Origin of the sequence: Streptomyces sp. NPDC001796 (genome assembly GCF_042892355.1) — a bacterium.
Classification (GTDB): Bacteria; Actinomycetota; Actinomycetes; order Streptomycetales; family Streptomycetaceae; genus Streptomyces.
In genome coordinates this window covers 25,391-46,363 of the sequence record NZ_JBIAUC010000024.1, presented here as the reverse complement: position 1 = coordinate 46,363, position 20,973 = coordinate 25,391, and the positions used below count along the sequence as shown (strand labels likewise).

The window sequence follows — 20,973 nt, the reverse complement described above, 5'->3', positions numbered from 1 at the left end:
TGCGCGACGGGGGCCTCATCGGATAGCAAGGGCACATGGCGGTCTTCGTCGCGCTCGGCGCGTTCCTGATGACGCTGGCCGGCGGCTGGACGGCACAGCGCGTGACCGACCGTCGCCATCTGGTCCTGGGCCTGGCCGGCGGACTGATGCTCGGTGTGGTCGGCCTCGACCTGCCGCCGGAGGCGCTGCGTGCCGCGGGCACCGAGGTCTTCGGCGTGCCGGCGGCCCTGCTGCTGTTCGTGGGCGGCTTCCTGCTGGCCCACCTGGTGGAGCGGCTGCTGGCCGCGCGCCGGGCGGGACACGGGGCGGACGAGCACGACGTGTACATGGTTCCGCCTCCGGGGCGCTTCAGCCGGCGTCGAGCGGACGACCGTGCTCTGCCCTCCGGGCCTCCGCGCGGCCGTCCGCTCGCCTCCGAGGCGCCCCCGCGGCTCCACGAGCACCGGGCGCCCGAGGTGGGCCTCACGGCGGCGGCCGCCATGGTGGGTCACAGCGCCATGGACGGCGTGGCGATCGGTGCGGCCTTCCAGGTGGGCGGCGGTATGGGCCTCGCGGTGGCGCTGGCCGTCATCGCCCACGACTTCGCGGACGGCTTCAACACCTTCACCCTCACCAGCCTGTACGGCAACGCGCGCCGCAAGGCGGTCGCGATGCTGTTCGCGGACGCGCTGGCGCCCGTGCTGGGCGCGGCCTCGACCGCGTTCCTCGCCATCCCGGAGTGGTTCCTCGGCGGCTACCTCGGCCTCTTCGGCGGCGTACTTCTCTACCTCGCCGCGGCCGAGATCCTGCCCGAGGCCCACCACGAGCACCCCGCGCACTCGACCCTGCTGTGCACGGTGGCGGGCACGGCCTTCATCTGGCTGGTGGTGGGCCTCGCGGGCTGATCCGCCTCCGGTCACAGCTTGCCGCCACGGGTGCCGTCGCGCCGGGCGGGCGCGATGAGGGTGGAGAGGTAGGGCAGCGAACCGCCGTCGAGGTCGGCGGCCGGGCGGATGGACTCCTCCGGGAGCCCGAGCGCGGACCCCCACACGGCGTCCTCGATGCGCCCGGTCTCCCGCAGCGCCTCGGCGACCTCCCGCGCCTGCCGCCCGAACTTGTACGCGACGACGGTCCCGGGACCGGCGAGCGCCTCCTTGAGAACGCCGGAACCGGCCGTGACGGGCACGAGCGTGAGCGGCTCGGTGCCCTCGGTCAGCACGGCACCCGACCGTGCGGCCAGGTCCTGCATGGCGGTGATGCCGGGCACCGTCTCGACGGCGGTTCCGGGCACGAGCTCCTGTACGGTCTGCGCGAGGTACGTGAACGTCGAGTACACGTTGGGGTCGCCGATGGTGGCGAACGCGACGGCCGCGTGCCGCCGGAGCAGCCGGGCGACCCGCTCCCCGGCGGCGTCCCAGGCGGCCTCGCGCCGCGCCCGGTCGGTCCGCTCGTTGAGCGCGAAGACGACGCGGACGACCTTCTCCTCGGGCACGTAGTGCAGCACGGTCGCCTCGGCGCGCCCCCGCTCGCCCACATCTGTTCCATCAGACGCAGCCATCACGGGTACGACGACGACATCGGCGGCGCGCAGAGCGTTGACGCCCTTGACGGTCACCAGCTCGGGGTCGCCGGGGCCCACCCCGACTCCGATCAGCCTGCTGCTCATGACGTCCGGCACCTCTCCACGAACCGACGGGCCGCACCGGGCGCACCGGCCCAGTGCGTGTGCAGATAACTCGCGTGCACCCCTTGCTGCACAAAACCTTCCACGCGCGGCCGAGGAGCGCGCACCCCCCAGGCGGGAGCCGCCCCAGCGCCGGGCTCGACGGCGGTCCGGTGGAACTCGTGCCCCCGCACACGGGTCCCCGCCGCGGCGAGCGCGCTCTCACCGACGGCCACGGCGTCGCGATAGCCGAGGGTCAGCCGCTCCGTCATCCGGGCGGTGGCGTCGAGCACCCCGCACATGGGCTGCCCGTCCAACTCCCGGCACAGGTACAGCAGCCCGGCGCACTCGGCGGCGACGGGCGCACCGCTGAACGCCAGCTCGGCGACGGCCTTGCGCAACGGCTCGTTGGCGGACAGCTCGCAGGCGTACACCTCCGGGAAGCCGCCCCCGATGACCAGGCCGCGGGCGCCGTCGGGCAGTTGCTCGTCACGGAGCGGATCGAAGGTGACGACCTCGGCGCCGGCGGCGGTGAGCAGTTCGGTGTTCTCGGCGTAGGAGAACGTGAAGGCCGCGCCTCCGGCAACGGCGACCACCGGTCCCCTCCCAGGGGCGGAGGGCGCTCCCCCCTGCTCGAGCGAAGCCGAGAGGTCGGAGGAGGTAAGGGGCGGCGGCGACCCCCATACGGCCTCAGCCGCATCCCAAGTCGCATCCGACAGGGCACCCGCACTCCGCGCCAGCCCCATCAGCGCATCCAAGTCGCACCCGTCGGAGACCTGCGCGGCCATGGCCGCAACCGCCTCCACCGCCTCGGCCCGCCGCTCGGCTACCGGCACCAGCCCCAGATGACGCGACGGCGTGTCGACCTGCGGAGCCCTCCGCAGCACCCCCAGCACGGGCACCCCGGCCGAATCGAGCGCCTCCCGGAGAAGCTCCTCGTGCCGATCGGACCCGACCTTGTTCAGGATCACGCCCCCGACCCGCACCTCCGGATCCCACGAGGCGAACCCGTGCACGAGAGCCGCCACCGACCGCGACTGCGCCGACGCGTCGACCACGAGCACCACCGGTGCCCGCAGCAGCTTCGCCACCTGGGCCGTGGACGCCAGTTCACCCTCGCCCGCCGCACCGTCGTACAGCCCCATCACACCCTCGACGACGGCGAGGTCGCACCCCCGCGACCCGTGCAGAAAAAGCGGAGCGACAAGATCCGGTCCGCACAGGTACGCGTCGAGGTTGCGCCCCACGCGCCCGGTGGCGAGCGCGTGGTACCCGGGGTCGATGTAGTCCGGCCCGACCTTGTGCGGGGACACGGCGAGCCCCCGCCCGGCGAACGCGGCCATCAACCCCGTGGCAACGGTGGTCTTGCCGCTGCCGGAGGAAGGCGCGGCAATGACCAGCCGGGGCACGGACGAGGAGGAGGACTTCAGCACGAGGTCACCACTCGATGCCCTTCTGGCCCTTCTGGCCCACGTCCATCGGGTGCTTGACCTTGGACATGTCGGTGACGAGGTCCGCGAAGCCGACGAGCTTCTCCGGCGCGTTCCGCCCGGTGATCACCACGTGCTGGGTGCCGGGCCGGTTGCGGAGCACGTCGACGACCTCGTCGGTGTCGACCCAGCCCCAGTGCATCGGGTACGCGAACTCGTCGAGCACGTACAGCCGGTACGTCTCGGCGGCCAGGTCCCGCTTGACCTGCTCCCAGCCCTCGCGGGCCTTCTCCTCGTTGGTCGAGTTGTCACCCTGGAGGTCCCGCTGGACCCAGGACCAGCCCTCGCCCATCTTGTGCCAGTCCACTGTCCCGCCCTGCCCGGACGCCCCCAGCACCTTGAGCGCGTTCTCCTCGCCGACCTTCCACTTCGCCGACTTGACGAACTGGAACACCCCGATCGGCCACCCCTGGTTCCAGGCGCGCAGCGCCAGCCCGAAGGCCGCGGTCGACTTGCCCTTGCCGACGCCCGTGTGCACGACGACGAGGGGACGGTTGCGGCGCTGACGGGTCGTCAGTCCGTCGTCCGGTACGACACTCGGCTGTCCCTGCGGCATTACGCGGCCCTCCTCTGCACGTCCTTCACCAGTCCGGCGATCGAGTCCGCCCGCAACTCGTCGAGCGTCACCGCCGTACCGCCCAGCTCACCCGCGAGGCGCCCGGCGAGCCCGAGCCGCACGGGTCCCGACTCGCAGTCGACGACCACCGAGGCGATCCCCTCGGCCGCGAACAGCCGGGCCGCCCGCCCGGCCAGAGCGACCGGTTCAGGACCACCCGTGGCCCGTCCGTCCGTCACCACGACCACGAGCGCCCGCCGCGCCGGATCCCGCAGCCGCTCCACCCGCAGCACGTCGTGCGCCTTCAGCAGCCCGGCGGCCAGCGGCGTACGGCCCCCGGTGGGCAGCGACTCCAGGCGGGCCGCCGCCGCGTCCACCGACGAGGTCGGCGGCAGCGCCACCTCGGCCGCCGAGCCGCGGAAGGTCACGAGCCCCACCTTGTCGCGCCGCTGGTAGGCGTCCAGCAGGAGTGACAGCACGGCGCCCTTCACCGCGCTCATCCGCTGCCGGGCCGCCATCGAGCCGGAGGCGTCCACCACGAACAGCACGAGGTTGCCCTCGCGCCCCTCCCGGGTCGCCTGCCGCAGATCGTCCCGGCGCACCACGAGCCCGGGCCCCGACCGCCCGCGCGCCCGCTGATGAGGCGCCGCCGCCTGCACGGTCGCCGCCAGGTGCAGCTTGGTGAGCGCGCCCTGGGGCCGTCGGGCCCCGGTGGTCCGCCCGTGCGGCGTCCGCGCCCGCGAACGCCGCCCGGCGGCGCCGTCCCCGAGCCCGGGCACGGTCAGCACCTTCGCACGGAAGGGCTCGGAGGCGCGTGCGGGTGCCTGCTCGCCGGCACCGGAGGTCTGCGACGGGCCGCCCTCGCCGGGCTCGGCCTGCGCCGGCGTGTCACCGTCGCCCGCGGGACCGTCCTGCGGCGGCCGGCCGCCACCCCCGCCCGGCCCGTCCGGATCCGGGTCGTCGTCCTCACCGGGATCCCCGAACTGCTCCAGCGTCTCGTCGAGCTTGTCCTCGTCGAGGCCCGGCGCGTCGAAGGGGTTCCGCCGCCTGCGGTGCGGCAGCGCGAGCAGCGCTGCCTGCCGTACGTCCTCCGCGAGCACGTCGGTCCGCCCGGCCCAGGCGGCCAGCGCGGTCGCCGTACGCGCCATCACGATGTCGGCGCGCATGCCGTCGACCTCGAACGCGGCGCAGGTCGCGGCGATCTGCCGCAGCGCACCGTCCCCGAGCCGCACGGACGGCAGCAGCTCGCGCGCGGCCACGATGCGGGCCCGTACGGCGGCCTCCTCCTCGGCCCAGCGCGCCGCGAAACCGGCGGGGTCGTCGTCGTGGGCGAGCCGCCGCCGGACGACCTCCACGCGCTGGTCGGGTTCGCGGGAGGCGGCGACCTCGACGGTCAGCCCGAACCGGTCGAGCAACTGCGGGCGCAGCTCGCCCTCTTCTGGATTCATGGTGCCCACGAGCAGGAAACGCGCCGCGTGCCGCACGGAGACGCCCTCGCGCTCGACGTACGAGGCGCCCATCGCGGCGGCGTCCAGGAGCAGGTCGACGAGGTGGTCATGGAGGAGGTTGACCTCGTCCACGTACAGGATGCCGCGGTGCGCGTCGGCGAGCAGGCCCGGCTCGAAAGCCTTCACGCCCTCCGCCAGCGCCCGCTCGATGTCGAGGGCGCCCACGAGCCGGTCCTCGGAGGCACCGACGGGCAGCTCCACCATGCGGGCCGGACGGGACACCCCCGCCCCGGCCTCATGCGGTCCGTCCGGGCACGACGGATCCGGTGCGGCCGGGTCGCACGAGAAACGGCACCCGGGGACGACCGCCACTTCAGGCAGCAGCGCGGACAGGGCGCGCACGGCCGTCGACTTGGCGGTGCCCTTCTCACCGCGCACCAGCACACCGCCGACCGCCGGCGAGACCGCGTTCAGCAGCAGCGCGAGCCGCAGGTCGTCCTGGCCGACGACGGCCGTGAACGGAAACGGGGTACTCACTTCTCGTCGCCCTCCAGGTCGCCTTCCAGCTCCAGATAGGTGGCGCGCAGCCGCTCCAGCGTGTCCGCGTCCGGCTCGGCCCACAGGCCACGGTCGGCGGCCTCCAGGAGCCGTTCCGTGATGCCGCGCAGCGCCCACGGGTTGGACTTCTTCATGAAGTCGCGGTTCTCGGCGTCGAAGACGTACTCCGCGCTGAGCTTCTCGTACATCCAGTCGTCGACGACCCCGGCCGTGGCGTCGTACCCGAACAGGTAGTCGACGGTCGCCGCCATCTCGAAGGCGCCCTTGTAGCCGTGCCGCCGCATGGCCGCCATCCAGCGCGGGTTGACCACGCGGGCGCGGAAGACGCGGTGGGTCTCCTCACCGAGGGTGCGGGTCTTGATCTGGTCGGGTACGGCGCTGTCGCCGACGTACGCCTCGGGGGATGCACCGGTGAGGTGCCGCACCATGGCGACCATGCCGCCGTGGTACTGGAAGTAGTCGTCCGCGTCGACGAGGTCGTGCTCGCGGGTGTCGACGTTCTTCGCGGCGACCGCGATGCGCCTGAACGCCGTCTCCATGTCCCCGCGCGCCGCCCGCCCGTCCAGCCCGCGCCCGTACGCGTAGCCGCCCCACACCGCGTACACCTCGGCCAGGTCGGCGTCGGAGCGCCAGTTGCGGGCGTCGATCAGCGGCAGCAGACCGGCGCCGTACGCACCCGGCTTGGAGCCGAAGACACGGGCCGTGGCGCGCCGCCGGTCGCCGTGCTCGGCGGTGTCCTCGTCGGCGTGCGCCTTCACGAAGTTCTCCCCGGCGGGCTCGTCCAGCTCGGCCACCGCGCGCACCGCGTCGTCGATCAGACCGACGACGTGCGGGAACGCGTCCCGGAAGAACCCGGAGATGCGGACCGTGACGTCGATACGGGGGCGGCCCAGCTCCTCCAGCGGGACCACCTCGAACCCGGTCACGCGGCGCGAGGCGTCGTCCCAGACGGGGCGGCAGCCGAGCAGGGCCAGGATCTCGGCGATGTCGTCGCCCTGGGTGCGCATCGCGGAGGTTCCCCAGACCGTCAGGCCGACGGACCTCGGGTACTCGCCGGTGTCCTGGAGGTAGCGGGCGACCAGCGAGTCGGCGAGCGACTGACCGACCTCCCAGCTCAGGCGGGAGGGAATCGCCTTGGGGTCGACCGAGTAGAAGTTGCGGCCGGTCGGCAGGACGTTGACGAGCCCTCGGGTCGGCGAGCCGGACGGGCCCGCCGGAACGTAACCGCCGTCCAGCGCCTTGAGGATGTGGCCGATCTCGTCGGTGGTGCGGGCGAGACGCGGCACGACCTCCGTGCACGCGAACTCCAGCACCGCGACGGCGTCGGCGAGTTCGGTGCCCAGCACCTCCCGCACGAGAGCACCGCTCTCGGAGGCCGGCCAGCCGCGCGCCTCCATCCCCTCCGCGATCCGCCGGCACAGCTGCTCCAGCAGGTCGATCGCGTCCGCCGCCGTACGGGACGGGCCTTCCACCAGGTCCGTCAGCTCCACCGGCACCTTCACCGGAGCGCCGGGCTCCGCCAGCAGCTCCTTCTCGACCAGGCCGAAGTGCTCAGCGAGCGCGGCCCGCAGACCGGGCAGCGCGTTCGCCTGCCCGCCCCACACCTGCGAGGCGCGCAGCACGGCCAGCACCAGGTTGACGCGCGGCTCGCCGACCGGGCCGCCACCCAGGATGTGCAGGCCGTCGCGGATCTGCACGTCCTTGATCTCGCACAGATAGCCGTCGATGTGCATGACGAACTCGTCGAACTCGTCGTCGTCCGGCTGCTCGTCCACGTGCAGGTCGTGGTGGAGCTCGGCCGCCTTGACCAGCGTCCAGATCTGGGCGCGCACGGCCGGTGCCTTCGCCGGGTCCAGGTCGGAGACCAGCGCGTACTCGTCGAGGAGCTGTTCCAGCTTGGCCAGGTCGCCGTAGGTGTCGGCACGCGCCATCGGCGGTACGAGGTGGTCGACCACGGTGGCGTGGCCGCGCCGCTTGGCCTGGGTGCCCTCGCCGGGGTCGTTGACGATGAAGGGGTAGACGAGGGGCAGGTCGCCGAGGACGGCGTCCGGCGCGCATCCCCCGCTGAGACCGAGGCCCTTGCCGGGCAGCCACTCCATCGTCCCGTGCTTGCCCATGTGGACGATCGCGTCTGCGCCGAAACTGTTCTCCAGCCAGCGGTAGGCCGCCATGTAGTGGTGCGACGGCGGCATGTCGGGATCGTGGTAGATCGCGATCGGGTTCTCGCCGAAGCCGCGCGGCGGCTGGATCATGACCACGACGTTCCCGAACTGCAGCGAGGCGAGCACAATGTCGTCGCCGTCGACGTACAGCGAGCCCGGCGGCTCGCCCCACGCCTCGGTCATGGCGTCCCTCAGCTCCGGGTCGAGCTTCTCGAACCACGACCGGTAGTCGGCCAGCGGCACGCGCGCGGGAGCGGCGGCCAACTGCTCCTCGGTCAGCCATTCCACGTCGTGACCGCCGGCCTCGATGAGGCGGTGGATCAGCTCGTCGCCGCCCGCCGGGTACTCGGTCAGGCCGTATCCCGCGTCCCGCAGCGCGTCCAGCACCCGTACCGCCGACGCGGGGGTGTCCAGACCGACCGCGTTGCCGACTCGCGAGTGCTTGGTCGGGTATGCGGTGAAGACGAGCGCGATCCTCTTCTCCGCGTTCGGCTTGTGCTTGAGCCGCGCGTGGCGCACGGCGATCCCGGCGACCCGCGCGGCCCGCTCCGGGTCGGCGACGTACACCGGGACGTCGTCCGGACCCTGCTCCTTGAACGAGAACGGGACCGTGATCAGACGGCCGTCGAACTCCGGGATGGCGACCTGCATCGCCGCGTCCATGGGGGACAGGGCGGCGTCGGACGCCTCCCACGCGGCGCGCGAGGAGGTCAGGCACAGCCCCTGCAGCACCGGGACGTCCATCTCGGCCAGCGCGCCGACGTCCCAGGACTCCTCGTCACCACCGGCCGACGCCTGAGAGGCGTGCGTGCCGCCGGCCGCCAGGACCGTGGCCACCAGCGCATCGGCCTCGGCGAGGATCTCGTACAGCCCGTCGTCGGCGCCGCGCAGCGAACCGCAGTACACGGGGAGGGCGTTGGCGCCGTGCGCCTCGATCGCGTCGCACAGGGTGTCCACGAAGGCGGTGTTGCCGCTGAGTTCGTGGGCCCGGTAGAAGAGCACGCCGACGGTCGGGCGGCCCTCGGTGAACGGGCGCTCGCCGTGGACGCCGTACTCCGGCATCTTCCGCGGCTCCTCGAAGCCCTCGCCGGTCAGCAGCACCGTGTCGGACAGGAACCGGGCGAGTTCGGTGAGGTTGGCCGGGCCGCCCTCGACCAGGTACTTCAGCGCCTCCGCCACGACACCGGCCGGTACGGAGGACTCCGCCATCAGCTCGGCGTCGGGGACGGCCTCCCCGCCGAGCAGCACGGTCGGGATGCCGGACGCCTTCAGCCGGGCCAGCCCGTCCTCCCAGGCGCGCTTGCCGCCGAGCAGGCGCACGACGGCGATGTCCGCGCCCTCGACCAGTCCCGGAAGCTCCTCGGCGACATCCACCCGGGTCGGGTTGCCGATCCGGTAGGGCGCGCCGGAGGCACGGGCCGCCAGCAGATCGGTGTCGGCGGTCGACAACAACAACACTGTGCTCATGCGGGCGCTCCCGGGGGGATGAAAGGCAGTCCTTGCGGCGCGCCCGACTCGATGAGCCGCCACAGCGCGTCCGTGTCCGCGTGTTGTTCGATCAGGTCGCCGAGCCGGTCGAGCTGCTCCTCGCGCAGCGCGGCGAACGAGGTGTCCGGAGCCGGCACGAAGCGGCGGCCCGCGGCGGCGGCCACCTCGCGCAGGAAGGCCCGCCGGAAGCCGTCCGACTCCAGGGACCCGTGCCAGTGGGTGCCCCAGGTCTGCCCGACCCGGCAGCCGTCCAGGCTGTGTCCTTCGTCATCGGAGATGAACGTGTCGCCGCCGGTGATGTCGGCGACCCCGTGATGGATCTCGTACCCCTCGACGGGCTCGCCGAGGGCTTCCCCCGCCGGCCGGGTGAGGGTCTTCTCGCGGGCGAACCGCACCCGCACGGGCAGCACTCCGAGCCCGTCGACGTGCCCCCTGCGGCTCTCCACCTCGTCCTCGATGTGCTCGCCGAGGATCTGGAAGCCGCCGCAGACGCCGAGGATCGGCCGCCCTTCCGCGGCCCTTCGGACGAGGGCGTCCGCGAGGCCGCGCTCGCGCAGCCACTCCAGGGCGCGGACGGTTCCCCGGGTCCCCGGGATCACCACGAGGTCCGCGTCCGCCAGCTCCTCCGGCCGGTCCACGAACCGGACGACCACACCCGGCTCGGCGGCCAGCGCGTCCACGTCCGTGAAGTTGGACATGAGAGGGATGGCGCAGACGGCGACACGCAGCACGTCCTCGCCGACGGGGGCGGTCACCTCGGACTCACGGACCGCGCCCCGCAGGGACACCCTGAGCCCGTCTTCTTCGTCGATCCCGAGCCCGTGCCGGAACGGCAGGACGCCGTAGGCGCGCCGCCCGGTGAGGCCCCGCAGCATGTCGAGGCCCGGCTCCAGCAGGCTGACGTCCCCGCGGAACTTGTTGACCAGGAACCCGGCGACGAGTTCCTGGTCCTCGGGCGAGAGCAGCGCCACCGTCCCGAAGAAGGACGCGAAGACGCCGCCGCGGTCGATGTCGCCGACGACGAGGACGGGCAGCCGCGCGTTGCGGGCGATCCCCATGTTCACGATGTCGGTGCGCCGCAGGTTGATCTCCGCCGGACTGCCGGCCCCCTCACAGATCACCGCGTCATACGTGCCCCGCAGCTCGGCCAGGCAGTCCAGCACGGTGCCGAGGAGCCGCTGCTGCCGCCCCCCGTGGTACCCGCGCGCGCTCAGTTCACCGACCGGCTTGCCCAGCAGCACGACCTGGCTGCTCTGCTCGCCACCCGGCTTGAGCAGCACGGGGTTCATCAGCGCGGTCGGCTCGATGCGGCACGCCTGGGCCTGCATGGCCTGCGCCCGCCCGATCTCCGCGCCCTCGCGGGTGACGAAGGAGTTCAGGGACATGTTCTGCGCCTTGAACGGCGCGACCTTGACCCCCCGCCGTACGAGCCAGCGGCAGATCCCGGCGGTGACGACGCTCTTGCCGGCGTCGGAGGTGGTACCGGCGACGAGGAGTCCGCCGCTCATGACGTCCGTCCCTTCGCGAGAAGCCTTCGGGCCACCAGGCGCCCGGCGACCGTGATGCCGAGCGCGAGCCCGCCCACGCGCCGGGAGAGCCGTACGGCCCGCTCGATGTCGTCCGTACGGACGGCGCGTCCCGCCGCGTTGAGAACGGGCCGATGCTCCACGCGCCCCCCGTACGACAGCGTCCCGCCCAGCCGCACACCCAGGGCGCCCGCGAACGACGCCTCCACGGGCCCGGCGTTGGGGCTCGGGTGCTTCGCGGCGTCGGCACGCCAGGCGCGCACCGCGCCCCGCACATCGGGGCCCGCCGCTGCCGCGAGAACGGCCGTGAGCCGTGCCCCCGGCCATCCCGCCACGTCGTCGAGGCGTGCCGAGGCCCATCCGTAGCGCCGGTAACGGGGCGACTTGTGCCCGACCATGGCGTCGAGCGTGTTGACGGCGCGGAAACCCACGAGACCGGGCACCCCGGCGACCGCTCCCCAGGTGAGCGCGCCCACCACGGCGTCGGAGGTGTTCTCGGCGACGGACTCGACGACCGCCCGGGCGATCCCGTCCGTGTCCAGCGCCTGCGGATCCCGCCCGCACAGATGCGGCAGCCGGGCGCGCGCGGCCTCGACGTCCCCCGCCTCCAGGGCGCGCCCGATGGCGCGTGCCTCCCGGGCGAGCGACGTGCCCCCGACCACCGCCCAGGTGGCGGCGGCGGTCAGGGCCGTGGCGGCGGTACGGGAGGGACGGACTGCGGACGCGGTGAGCGCCGCCAGTGTCACGGCACCCCCGGCGCAGACGGCGGTGTGCAGCGCGCCCCACCCGCGGTGGTCCCGCCACAGCACCCGTTCCACGGCCGCCGCGGCCCGTCCGAACGCGGCGACCGGATGCCCGCGGCGTGGATCGCCCAGCAGGAGGTCACCGAGGAGACCGGCGGCGGCGCCGTACGCGAAGACGCGATCGGCACCCATCGGCTCAGCCGACCGTGCGGTCGGACAGGGCCCGGTGACAGAACCTCAATCGGCAGCCGCGCATGGCGATATGTCCTCACTCAGGGTGTCCACGCCCTGGTTCGACGAGACCGGCGGCGAGAGTTCCTGGCTCCCGGGGAGTGCTTCCCCGGTGACAGTGGCGGGACCGCGCCGGACTCGCACCGGCTTCCTCTCCTGCCGCCGTACTGGCTCCGGCAGTCCACCACGCGCCCAGAACAGCCGTCAACTTGCTCTTGACCTGCGACGCTGCGGTGTGCCGAGTCCCACACCACTGAAAACGCGTCAGTTGCCCGAATAGCGCTTTTCGTTGCGAAGTGGCGGTCGAAGTGGGCCGTCCACGGGCGCGCGTTCCGGCGCGTGACTCGAAACGGCGCACCGGTCCGGTGCTCGTCTTTCGCCGTACGGCGGGGTGTGCTTTGCTGGCCGAACTCGAGAAACCCGGCAGTGGACGGCGTCCGAGCGAACCGTCCAGAGGACGGGAGGGACCCACATGGGGGACAGGGCCAAGGAATTCTCGGCAGGCGCGGGAGGTCCCCACGCGCCGCACCCCTCGCTGGCGGCGGCGGCCCCGCTGGCGCTCTTCTCCCTGACGACGGGGATGTTCGCGGTCGGCATCGGTGCCCTGGCGGCGCTGCTGGTGCCCGGAAGCCCGGCGCGGGCCCTCGTATGGCTGGTGGTCACCCTCGCGGCCGCCGCCTGCGCGGGGCTGTGGTGGGGCCTCACCCCGGTCACGGAGCGTCTCCGCGTCCTGGGCCGGGCGACGGCGGCCGTCCGGCAACGCGACTCGCGGACCCCTTGACCCTCGGGAACGTGGGAAACCCCCGCAGCGACACCGCTGCGGGGGTGACTCGCAGCGACACCGCTGCGGGGTGATTGTGAAGTGCTCCGGCCGTCAGGCGACGATCAGATGGATCCCGTACGCGACCGCCGCCGCGCACGCAGCGAAGCAGGCGTAGGCGCCGGTGGCCGCCAGGGCGGCCGTGCCGCCCCGGGCCGAGTCCTTCTTGGTGAGGCCCACGACGCCCAGGGTGAACAGGGCCACCAGGGCCACGGTGACCCCGAGGCTGACGCCGAAGACGGAGCCGAGGGCTGCCCAGTCGATCTTCATGAGTGGTGATTCCTTAAACCGTGGCGGCGGGGGCCGGCTCCGCGGAGGGGCCGGCGTCCGGAGCCGGGATCGTGGCCTGCAGGTCGGTGGTGGCGTCCGTGCCCGCCGGGGCGGTGCCGGGCGCCGCGCTGTCGGCCGCGGCGGCGTCGGCCGCGACGACGGGGCCCGCCGGGGGCGGGATGACCGCCGCGATCGCCGCGGTGACGACGCCCGCGGGCTCCGTCTCGACGTCGTTGACGTTGTCGACCGTGACCGGCTTGCGGCGCGAGAGCGTCCAGATGACACCGGCGCCGGCGACCAGCAGCACGCCGGTGGCGACCGTGCCCCAGGTGCCCTGCTTGGTGAGGAGTTCGGCGCCCGCGCCGACCAGGCCGGCCGCGGGGAGCGTCAGAACCCACGCGGTCAGCATCCGGGTCGCGGTGGACCAGCGGACCACGCCGCCCTTGCGGCCGAGGCCCGCGCCCATGACGGCGCCGGAGCAGACCTGGGTGGTGGAGAGGGAGAAGCCGAGGTGCGAGGAGGCGAGGATCGCGGTCGCCGCGCTGGTCTGGGCGGCGAAGCCCTGCTGCGGCGCCAGGTCCGTCAGACCCTTGCCGAGGGTGCGGATGATGCGCCAGCCGCCCAGGTAGGTGCCGAGCGCGATGGCCAGACCGGCCGAGACGATGACCCAGGTGGGAGGGTTCGAGCCGGGGGCGATGACACCGCCGGTGACCAGGGCCAGCGTGATGATGCCCATCGTCTTCTGCGCGTCGTTCGTGCCGTGGGCCAGGGAGACCAGTCCGGCCGAGGCGATCGACCCGGCGCGGTAGCCCTTCGCGGTCGCCTTCTCGTCGGCGCGGCTGCCGATCACGTACGACAGGCGGGTGGCGAGCATGGAGGCGAGGCCCGCCACGAGCGGCGCGGCCACCGCGGGGATCAGGACCTTGGTGACGATCGTCGAGCCGTTCACCGCGGACCAGCCGGCCGAGGTGACGGCGGCACCGATCAGACCGCCGAAGAGAGCGTGGGAGGAACTGGAGGGCAGACCGAGGAGCCAGGTCAGCAGGTTCCACAGGATGGCGCCCACCAGGGCGGCGAAGATCACTTCGACGCGTATGCCCTGTTCGTTGATGATGCCGCCGGAGATCGTCTTGGCGACCTCGACGGACAGGAAGGCGCCGAGGAGGTTCAGCGCGGCGGACATCGCCACCGCCGTCTTGGGCCTCAGGGCGCCGGTCGAGATGGTCGTCGCCATCGCGTTGGCTGTGTCGTGGAAACCGTTCGTGAAATCGAACACGAGAGCGGTGACGATCACGATTCCGAGGAGGAGCGTGATGTGTTCCATTTACCCAGGCTTCTGTGGGAGGTCAGTGGCTGTTGGACCGTAGGCAACCTGGGTGAACGGAAGATGAACTGAGGCGGGCTGAAGGGTGTACCGATCGGCGTACCGGCGTTCCGCTTGTGGTCGGCCGACGAGGGTTGCGGCCTCGAACGGAAGCCGGAATTCGGGCTTCAGGAAGCCTTGGCGTGCCTCAGGGGGGTGCGCCCTGCTCTCCGCCGGTTCGTCGTGAACCGCTTCAGCCGGTCCCGGGGCCCGTCGAAGAGACTTTGGTCACCCTTCGGGCTCCCGCTGTCGTGGACCGCCTCCTGGGGAAGGTACGTCCACATATGCGTACTTACCGATCGGGTCTCCGGCCCACAGTGCGCCGGACCGATCGGGGCTCCGGGCGCACAGTGCGCCGGGTCACCCCCCGCGCGGACCCCGCCTGGCAGGATCACGGCATGGCCGATCAGCGACATGACGCAGGGGACGCCCGGGAGGCCGTACGGCACGGGCAGGGGTCGGGTGCGGCGGAGGAGGTGGCGCGGGCCTGGGACCAGCTCGTCGCGACGGCCCGCCGCACGGTCGCCGACGGACTGGTCGTCGGTACCTCCGGCAACGTCTCCGTACGCGTCGGCGACACCGTGCTGGTCACCCCCACCGGAGTGCCGTACGAGCGGTTGACCCCAGATGACGTCGTCGGAGTCGACCTGAACGGACGACAGGTGCTCGGCACGCTGCGCCCGACCAGCGAGCTGCCCATGCACCTGGCCGTCTACCGCACGACGGACGCCCGGGCCGTCGTGCACACCCACGCCCCCGACGCCACGGCCGTCTCCACGCTCGTACGGGAGCTGCCGCTGATCCACTACATGGCCGCCGCGCTGGGAGGTGCGGTGCGGGTCGCTCCGTACGCGGCCTACGGCACCCCCGAGTTGGCCGAGAACATGCTCCGCGCCCTGACCGACCGCAGCGCCTGCCTCCTGCAGAACCACGGCACGGTCGCCCACGGTGCCTCGCTGGACCAGGCCTACGACCGCACGGCCCAGCTGGAGTGGATGTGCCGCGTGTGGCTGAGGGCGTCGTCCGTGCCGGGCCTCACCCCGCACCTGCTCAGCCCGGAGCAGGTGGCGGAGGTAGGGGAGCGGTTGCGGGGGTACGGGCAGCATCAGGGGCCCACGAACCCCTAGTGGACCGGCCGGCCGGGGCCGCCTTGCGGCGCGCCCCGTGGGTCACACCCCCACGCCCTTCTCCCCACTGGCCGGGGGCGGGCTCCACCGGGAGACTGGATGGATGCGCACTGTCAAAGCGGCGGCCGCAGCCGTCACCGTAGCCATCGCCGCGGGCGCTGCGGGAATCGCCGCGGGCCGCTTCGCCAGCGACGCCGCGCTGAAGGCACCGCCGGGGCGTCCGCTGCCCACGGAACCCCGCCTCACCGTGCACTCCCTGGCGGCCGGCCGGATCGCCCTCACCCGCGACCTGGCCTCCCAGCGGCCGGGCACCTACGGACTGACCGGTGACGGCTCGCACGCGGTCGTCGGCCCGGTCCTGGACTCCGCCCCGCACACCGTCGACACGGTCGTACGCCGGCTGGAACGCGTCACACAGGGCACGCTCGAGCCCGGTGACAAGGTCTGGCTCACCCCCGCCCTGTACACCGGCGATCCCCGGACCGCCCTCGGCCTGGAGCACACCGACGTGGAGGTGCCCGCCGAACTCGGGACCCTGCCCGCCTGGTTCCTGCCGGGCGCCCGCGACACCTGGGTGATCACCGTGCACGGGCTCGGCACCACCCGGGAACACCCCATGAACGTCCTGGGATTCCTGCAGCGCCACCACTTCCCGGTCCTCGACATCGCCTACCGCGGCGACCCCGGGGCGCCCCGCTCCCCGGACGGCCTGAACCACCTCGGCGAGACCGAGTGGCGCGACGTGGACGCCGCGATCCGCCACGCTGTGCGGGCCGGGGCCGAGCGGGTCGTACTGCACGGCTGGTCCACCGGCGCCGCCATGGCGCTGCACGCCGCCGCCCACTCGGCGATGCGCGAGCGGGTCTCCGGGCTCGTCCTGGACTCGCCCGTCCTCAGCTGGGAGGTCACGCTGCGCGCCCTGGCCGCAGCGCGCCGCACCCCCGGAGCCCTGCTGCCGCTGGCCGTCCGCGCCGCGCAGGGCCGCACCGGTGTGCACGGCGACCGCACCCAGAAGGCGGCGGACCCCCAGCACCTCAAGGTGCCGGTGCTGATCTTCCACGGGCCCGACGACACGATCGCCCCCTGGGGCCTTTCACGCCGTCTGGCCGAGCGGCGCGCGAACCTGGTCACCCTGCACACGGTGGAGAACGCCCCGCACGGCGCCATGTGGAACGCCGACCCCGAGGCCTACGAGGAGGCCATGCGGCGCTTCCTCACGCCGTTGATGTGACGGTGCCGACGCAACGGCCCGCGTCGCCGGCACACAGTCGCGGCACCCTTTGGCACCCCCTTCCGCTTGGCCCACCCGACCAGAGCTGTCCCTCTTCCCGGCCCCTCTGAGAGTTGTCTCGTCGGCTCCCGTCGGGCCCCCCGAGGCATTCCGTTTGGGTTTTCGGACCGTCAACCGGAAGACTGCACCCGTGACGTCCCGTACTCCGCGCGACTCCAGGCTCCGACTCGTCCGACCCCGGCCGCTGGCCGCCGCCCCCCGAGCGGTGACCCAGCGCCGCACGCGCCGCCCCGCACCCAGGCCGCCGGAGGGCACGCCGCCGCCCGCGGAACTGGCGAAAATGGCCCGCACCCGCCTGGCCGGCGCGGCCCGTGTCGCCCACTGGGCCGACGCCACGCTCGGGCCCGGACGCGAGGGCGCGTCCCCCGACGGCAAGGGCACTCTGTCCGACGCCACCGCGCAACGGGCGGCCGCCGACCTGGGCCTGACCGTCGCTCAGGTGCGCGCCGACTGGGACACCGCGCGCCTGGCCGGCCTCGTCGAGGTGCACGGCGACAGCGCCCGCCCCGGCTGGCGGCTGCGCGCCTGGGACCGGGACGACTCCGCCGTACTGCGCGGCTGGGTCGCCCTCTTCGACGCCTGGTCGCTCGCCTGCCCCGAGCCGGCGGACCGAGAGCACGCCGCCGTCGCCGAAGTCGTCTCGGCCATGCCCCAGGTGCTCTCCTTCCTTCAGCTGTCCGCCGGGCCCGTCCCCGTCGAGCAGCTCCTCGACCTGCTCCAGCAGCGGGTCACCGAACTGCGCACCGAGCGCTGCGAGGTCCCCTACGGGCCCCGGCCCGAGCCCGTCGTGCCGCCGGTCCCGGACTCCGCCGACGAGTCCGAGCTCGCCCCCCTGCTCGCCTGGGCCCTCGACGCGCTCGCCTACGTCGGCGCCCTCACCTGCGCCGACGGGCAGGCCACCCTCACCCCGCTCGGCAGCTGGGCGGTGTGGGTCAAGCTGGAGCAGATCTGCGTGGCCGCGCAGAGCCCCGCCGGGAACATCGAGCAGAACGCCGAGGACATGCTCCGCGGTTGCGCCCAGCTCCGCCCGAACGCGGCGCGTGCCGAGTACCGCGCCTGGCTGGCTGCCCGCCCCGTAGGCGGCGCCGTCACCGAACTCCTCGACGCCGCCCGCGGCGAGGACGCCCTGCTGCGCGGGCTGGCCTTCGAGGCGCTGCGCGTGGTCGGCGCGCCCGCCGAGCCCGAGGTGCGCCGCGCCGCCGAGGACACCACGCTGCGCCCCTACGCCCTGCTCTGGCTCGCCGAGCACGACGGCGTCGACCCGGAGGACGCCCACGAGGTGCTCACCCGCGAGGAGGCCACCTGGCTGTGGGTCGACACCGCCGCCGCCGTCGCCGACCACGGTGAGGCCCCGCTCCTGGTCCGCCACCTGGAGTCCGCCGTGCAGGCCACCGTGCCCGCGCTGCTCGACGAGGTGCGCGCGGTCGGACACCCCCGTACCGTCCAGGTCCTGGTCGCCCTCGCCGCGGCCCACCCGGACCCGGCGCTCGCCAGGGCCGTGCGCCGAGCCGCCTTCCAGGTCCACACCGGAGGCAGCTGACCCCCTCGGACAGAGGCCGTCAGGAGGCTGTCTCGGGCGCGTACGTGCCGAAACTCCAGATGTTGCCCTCGGCGTCCCGGGCCATGTAGTCCCGCGACCCGTAGTCCTGGTCCGTCGGGGGCATCAGGATCTCCGCGCCGTGCTCCACGGCCCGCTGGTGGTGTGCGTCGACGTCGTCCACCACGACGTACACCCCGCAGGGACCCGCCCCCTTCATCACCTCGTCGAAGAGGCCGCCGCGGCCCTTCGAACCCAGCATCACCACGCCGTTGCCCTGCACCAGCTCGGCGTGCAGCACCGATCCGTCCTCGCCCTCGTACACCGACAGCTCCGTGAAACCGAAGGCCTCCGTGAGCTGCCTGATCGCCGCCTTCGCGTCCGCGTACAGCAGCGCCGGGCAGATGCTGGGACGCCTGCCGTCCATGCCCGCCATCGCCGTCACTCCCTTCGGTGTCCGGCCCGAATCCCGGCCTGTGCCCACTCTCGCACCGACCACTGACAACGCGGCGGACGACGGGAGTTCCACAACAGGCCCTGGCGCCAGGGGTGCCAGCCTCGCACCGCCCCACCGAGTGACGCCGGGCCGTGGCCCGAACGGGGGACACACCGGCCGCGCCGCGCCCCCGTGCGCCGCTTCGGCGCGTACCCTGCGCGGCGCGTAGTGAACGTCACACCACCGCCGTCACGCTGCCGCGAAGACGGACGTCGCGGCCCGGGACGCCGCGTACGGAAAAAGTGCTTGCACCGCCCCGTTAGACTGGGGCCCATGGCCATTCTCCTCGCGCATTAGACGGCGGGAACGTCCTCAGCCGCCCATCCCGCCACCGTCCCGCCCAGGAGTCTGTCCGTGATCTCCGCCTCCGGCATCGAGCTGCGCGCCGGTGCCCGCATCCTCATCGAGAACGCCACCTTCCGCGTCACCAAGGGCGACCGCATCGGCCTCGTCGGCCGCAACGGCGCAGGGAAGACCACCCTCACCAAGGTCCTCGCCGGCGAGGGCATCCCGGCCGCGGGCACCGTCACCCGCTCCGGCGAGGTCGGCTACCTCCCGCAGGACCCGCGCACCGGCGACCTCGACGTCCTCGCCCGCGACCGCATCCTCTCCGCGCGCGGCCTCGACGTCCTGATCCGCAAGATGCGCGAGAACGAGCAGCGCATCGCCACCGGCAAGGGGTCCACCCGCGAGAAGGCCCTGCGGCAGTACGAGCGCCAGGAGACCGAGTTCCTCACCAAGGGCGGGTACTCCGCCGAGGCCGAGGCCGCCACCATCGCCGCCGCGCTCAACCTGCCCGACCGGGTGCTCAGCCAGCCCCTGCACACGCTCTCCGGCGGTCAGCGCCGCCGCATCGAGCTGGCCCGCATCCTGTTCTCCGACGCGGACACCCTGCTCCTGGACGAGCCGACCAACCACCTGGACGCGGACTCGATCATCTGGCTGCGCGACTACCTGAAGACCTACCGCGGCGGCTTCATCGTCATCTCGCACGACGTCGACCTGGTCGAGACGGTCGTCAACAAGGTGTTCTACCTGGACGCCAACCGCGCCCAGATCGACGTCTACAACATGGGCTGGAAGCTCTACCAGCAGCAGCGTGAGGCCGACGAGAAGCGCCGCAAGCGGGAGCGCGCCAACGCCGAGAAGAAGGCCGCCGCGCTCAACGCCCAGGCCGACAAGATGCGCGCCAAGGCCACCAAGACGGTCGCCGCGCAGAACATGGCCCGCCGGGCCGAGAAGCTGCTGGCCGGCCTGGATGAGGTCCGCCAGCAGGACAAGGTGGCCAAGCTCCGCTTCCCCGAGCCGGCCCCCTGCGGCAGGACCCCGCTGATGGCGGAGGGGCTGTCGAAGTCGTACGGCTCCCTGGAGATCTTCACCGACGTCGACCTGGCCATCGACAAGGGCTCCCGGGTCGTCATCCTGGGCCTCAACGGCGCGGGCAAGACCACCCTGCTGCGTCTGCTCGCGGGCGTCGAGCAGCCGGACACCGGCAAGGTCGTCCCCGGTCACGGCCTCAAGCTCGGCTACTACGCGCAGGAGCACGAGACCCTCGACCCGGACCGGACGGTGCTGGAGAACATGCGCTCGGCCGCGCCCGACATGGACCTGGTCGAGGTCCGCAAGGTGCTCGGCTCGTTCCTGTTCTCCGGCGACGACGTCGACAAGCCCGCCGGCGTCCTGTCCGGCGGCGAGAAGACCCGTCTCGCCCTCGCCACCCTGGTCGTCTCCTCCGCGAACGTGCTGCTCCTCGACGAGCCGACCAACAACCTCGACCCGGCCAGCCGCGAGGAGATCCTCGGCGCACTGCGCACCTACAAGGGCGCGGTCGTCCTCGTCACCCACGACGAGGGCGCGGTCGAGGCGCTCCAGCCGGAGCGGATCATCCTGCTGCCGGACGGTGTCGAAGACCTGTGGGGCGCGGACTACGCCGACCTCGTCACGCTCGCCTGACGGCCCCCGCGCCGGGCGGTCAGGGGCGCTTGATCGAACGGCTGATCCACTGCGTATGGATCATTCGGCCGATCCGTGATCCATCATCTGTGTGAGATCTCCTCGTACCAGGGTGTGTCCTGCACCGATTCGACGGCCGAGCCGCTCCGTGGGGCGGGCTCGGCTGTCGCACGTCACTGACCTGGCGATTCCCCGATGAACCCGTTCGGGTGTACGGACACGACCGGGCGGAATCCCGGATTCCACTCGTGGGGATGTGCTCCTGTCGTCAC

The 20,973-nt window shown here is 73.0% G+C and carries 17 protein-coding genes and 1 riboswitch; of the genes, 7 read left to right on the top strand and 10 right to left on the bottom strand.

All coding sequences use genetic code 11. The features are described from left to right. Nucleotides 1–35 precede the first annotated feature (35 nt). Nucleotides 36–884 (top strand): ZIP family metal transporter, encoded by an 849-nt coding sequence (locus tag ACFYZE_RS31905; RefSeq protein WP_389001770.1) that lies wholly within the window; start codon nucleotides 36–38, stop codon nucleotides 882–884. Between the two features lie 11 nt (nucleotides 885–895). Here the strand turns inward: ACFYZE_RS31905 and cobI are convergent, their stop codons facing one another. From cobI to ACFYZE_RS31870, 7 genes are read right to left on the bottom strand one after another with little or no spacing between them, the layout of a single operon-like run. Further along, entirely contained in the window at nucleotides 896–1,645 is a 750-nt protein-coding gene (gene cobI, locus ACFYZE_RS31900) for a precorrin-2 C(20)-methyltransferase (protein WP_389001767.1), read from the bottom strand. Beyond that, the gene (locus ACFYZE_RS31895; RefSeq protein ID WP_389001764.1) at nucleotides 1,642–3,075 is read right to left on the bottom strand and encodes a cobyrinate a,c-diamide synthase; all 1,434 of its coding nucleotides are present in this window, start codon (nucleotides 3,073–3,075) and stop codon (nucleotides 1,642–1,644) included. The genes cobI and ACFYZE_RS31895 overlap by 4 nt, the downstream gene beginning before the upstream one ends. Before the next feature lie 4 nt (nucleotides 3,076–3,079). After that, complete coding sequence (gene cobO, locus ACFYZE_RS31890) at nucleotides 3,080–3,688, bottom strand: cob(I)yrinic acid a,c-diamide adenosyltransferase (protein ID WP_389001761.1); 609 nt, start codon at nucleotides 3,686–3,688, stop codon at nucleotides 3,080–3,082. Further along, nucleotides 3,688–5,673 carry a putative cobaltochelatase gene (locus ACFYZE_RS31885; protein WP_389001758.1) on the bottom strand — a complete coding sequence of 662 codons (1,986 nt, stop codon included), beginning with the start codon at nucleotides 5,671–5,673 and terminating at the stop codon, nucleotides 3,688–3,690. Before ACFYZE_RS31885 ends, cobO begins: the two co-directional genes overlap by 1 nt. Then, a complete protein-coding gene (cobN, locus tag ACFYZE_RS31880) occupies nucleotides 5,670–9,323 on the bottom strand; it encodes a cobaltochelatase subunit CobN (RefSeq protein WP_389001755.1) in 3,654 nt (1,217 codons plus the stop codon). Before cobN ends, ACFYZE_RS31885 begins: the two co-directional genes overlap by 4 nt. After that, on the bottom strand, nucleotides 9,320–10,852 hold the full coding sequence (locus tag ACFYZE_RS31875) for a cobyric acid synthase (RefSeq protein WP_389001752.1): 1,533 nt from the start codon (nucleotides 10,850–10,852) through the stop codon (nucleotides 9,320–9,322). Before ACFYZE_RS31875 ends, cobN begins: the two co-directional genes overlap by 4 nt. Continuing rightward, the gene (locus tag ACFYZE_RS31870; protein ID WP_389001749.1) at nucleotides 10,849–11,805 is read right to left on the bottom strand and encodes a cobalamin biosynthesis protein; all 957 of its coding nucleotides are present in this window, start codon (nucleotides 11,803–11,805) and stop codon (nucleotides 10,849–10,851) included. Before ACFYZE_RS31870 ends, ACFYZE_RS31875 begins: the two co-directional genes overlap by 4 nt. A gap of 120 nt (nucleotides 11,806–11,925) precedes the next feature. Next, a riboswitch (cobalamin riboswitch) is annotated at nucleotides 11,926–11,999 on the bottom strand. A 141-nt stretch (nucleotides 12,000–12,140) separates the two neighbouring features. Between ACFYZE_RS31870 and ACFYZE_RS31865 the strand changes: the two genes are divergently transcribed. Further along, nucleotides 12,141–12,416, top strand: a complete 276-nt coding sequence (locus ACFYZE_RS31865; protein WP_389001746.1) for a DUF397 domain-containing protein — start codon at nucleotides 12,141–12,143, stop codon at nucleotides 12,414–12,416. Further along, nucleotides 12,317–12,625 (top strand): hypothetical protein, encoded by a 309-nt coding sequence (locus ACFYZE_RS31860; RefSeq protein WP_389001743.1) that lies wholly within the window; start codon nucleotides 12,317–12,319, stop codon nucleotides 12,623–12,625. Before ACFYZE_RS31865 ends, ACFYZE_RS31860 begins: the two co-directional genes overlap by 100 nt. A 93-nt stretch (nucleotides 12,626–12,718) precedes the next feature. Here ACFYZE_RS31860 and ACFYZE_RS31855 read toward each other — a convergent pair whose 3' ends face one another. Together ACFYZE_RS31855 and ACFYZE_RS31850 are read right to left on the bottom strand one after the other, a co-directional pair. Next, nucleotides 12,719–12,934, bottom strand: a complete 216-nt coding sequence (locus ACFYZE_RS31855; protein WP_389001740.1) for a hypothetical protein — start codon at nucleotides 12,932–12,934, stop codon at nucleotides 12,719–12,721. 13 nt (nucleotides 12,935–12,947) lie between these two features. Continuing rightward, complete coding sequence (locus ACFYZE_RS31850) at nucleotides 12,948–14,258, bottom strand: anion permease (RefSeq protein ID WP_389001736.1); 1,311 nt, start codon at nucleotides 14,256–14,258, stop codon at nucleotides 12,948–12,950. Between the two features lie 437 nt (nucleotides 14,259–14,695). On the opposite strand from ACFYZE_RS31850, the gene ACFYZE_RS31845 reads away from it, so the two are divergent. From ACFYZE_RS31845 to ACFYZE_RS31835, 3 genes are all read left to right on the top strand, one after another. Then, complete coding sequence (locus ACFYZE_RS31845) at nucleotides 14,696–15,424, top strand: class II aldolase/adducin family protein (protein ID WP_389001733.1); 729 nt, start codon at nucleotides 14,696–14,698, stop codon at nucleotides 15,422–15,424. A 103-nt stretch (nucleotides 15,425–15,527) separates the two neighbouring features. Next, nucleotides 15,528–16,655, top strand: a complete 1,128-nt coding sequence (locus ACFYZE_RS31840) for an alpha/beta hydrolase (protein ID WP_389001730.1) — start codon at nucleotides 15,528–15,530, stop codon at nucleotides 16,653–16,655. A gap of 190 nt (nucleotides 16,656–16,845) precedes the next feature. Then, complete coding sequence (locus ACFYZE_RS31835) at nucleotides 16,846–18,255, top strand: hypothetical protein (RefSeq protein ID WP_389001727.1); 1,410 nt, start codon at nucleotides 16,846–16,848, stop codon at nucleotides 18,253–18,255. A gap of 19 nt (nucleotides 18,256–18,274) precedes the next feature. Here ACFYZE_RS31835 and ACFYZE_RS31830 read toward each other — a convergent pair whose 3' ends face one another. Continuing rightward, nucleotides 18,275–18,688, bottom strand: a complete 414-nt coding sequence (locus ACFYZE_RS31830) for a VOC family protein (protein WP_389001724.1) — start codon at nucleotides 18,686–18,688, stop codon at nucleotides 18,275–18,277. Nucleotides 18,689–19,102: 414 nt separating this feature from the next. Here ACFYZE_RS31830 and abc-f point away from each other — a divergent pair, with 414 nt between their 5' ends. Then, entirely contained in the window at nucleotides 19,103–20,701 is a 1,599-nt protein-coding gene (abc-f, locus tag ACFYZE_RS31825) for a ribosomal protection-like ABC-F family protein (RefSeq protein WP_389001721.1), read from the top strand. Nucleotides 20,702–20,973 lie beyond the last annotated feature (272 nt).

Excerpts from the sequence above, each read along its gene's own strand:
- cobO (WP_389001761.1), bottom strand. The coding sequence starts at position 3,688 with ATGCCGCAGGGACAGCCGAGTGTCGTACCGGACGACGGACTGACGACC.
- ACFYZE_RS31860 (WP_389001743.1), top strand. The coding sequence starts at position 12,317 with ATGGGGGACAGGGCCAAGGAATTCTCGGCAGGCGCGGGAGGTCCCCAC.
- ACFYZE_RS31905 (WP_389001770.1), top strand. The coding sequence starts at position 36 with ATGGCGGTCTTCGTCGCGCTCGGCGCGTTCCTGATGACGCTGGCCGGC.
- ACFYZE_RS31855 (WP_389001740.1), bottom strand. The coding sequence starts at position 12,934 with ATGAAGATCGACTGGGCAGCCCTCGGCTCCGTCTTCGGCGTCAGCCTC.
- cobI (WP_389001767.1), bottom strand. The coding sequence starts at position 1,645 with ATGAGCAGCAGGCTGATCGGAGTCGGGGTGGGCCCCGGCGACCCCGAG.
- ACFYZE_RS31840 (WP_389001730.1), top strand. The coding sequence starts at position 15,528 with ATGCGCACTGTCAAAGCGGCGGCCGCAGCCGTCACCGTAGCCATCGCC.
- ACFYZE_RS31850 (WP_389001736.1), bottom strand. The coding sequence starts at position 14,258 with ATGGAACACATCACGCTCCTCCTCGGAATCGTGATCGTCACCGCTCTC.
- ACFYZE_RS31830 (WP_389001724.1), bottom strand. The coding sequence starts at position 18,688 with ATGGCGGGCATGGACGGCAGGCGTCCCAGCATCTGCCCGGCGCTGCTG.
- ACFYZE_RS31875 (WP_389001752.1), bottom strand. The coding sequence starts at position 10,852 with ATGAGCGGCGGACTCCTCGTCGCCGGTACCACCTCCGACGCCGGCAAG.
- ACFYZE_RS31870 (WP_389001749.1), bottom strand. The coding sequence starts at position 11,805 with ATGGGTGCCGATCGCGTCTTCGCGTACGGCGCCGCCGCCGGTCTCCTC.
- ACFYZE_RS31845 (WP_389001733.1), top strand. The coding sequence starts at position 14,696 with ATGGCCGATCAGCGACATGACGCAGGGGACGCCCGGGAGGCCGTACGG.
- cobN (WP_389001755.1), bottom strand. The coding sequence starts at position 9,323 with ATGAGCACAGTGTTGTTGTTGTCGACCGCCGACACCGATCTGCTGGCG.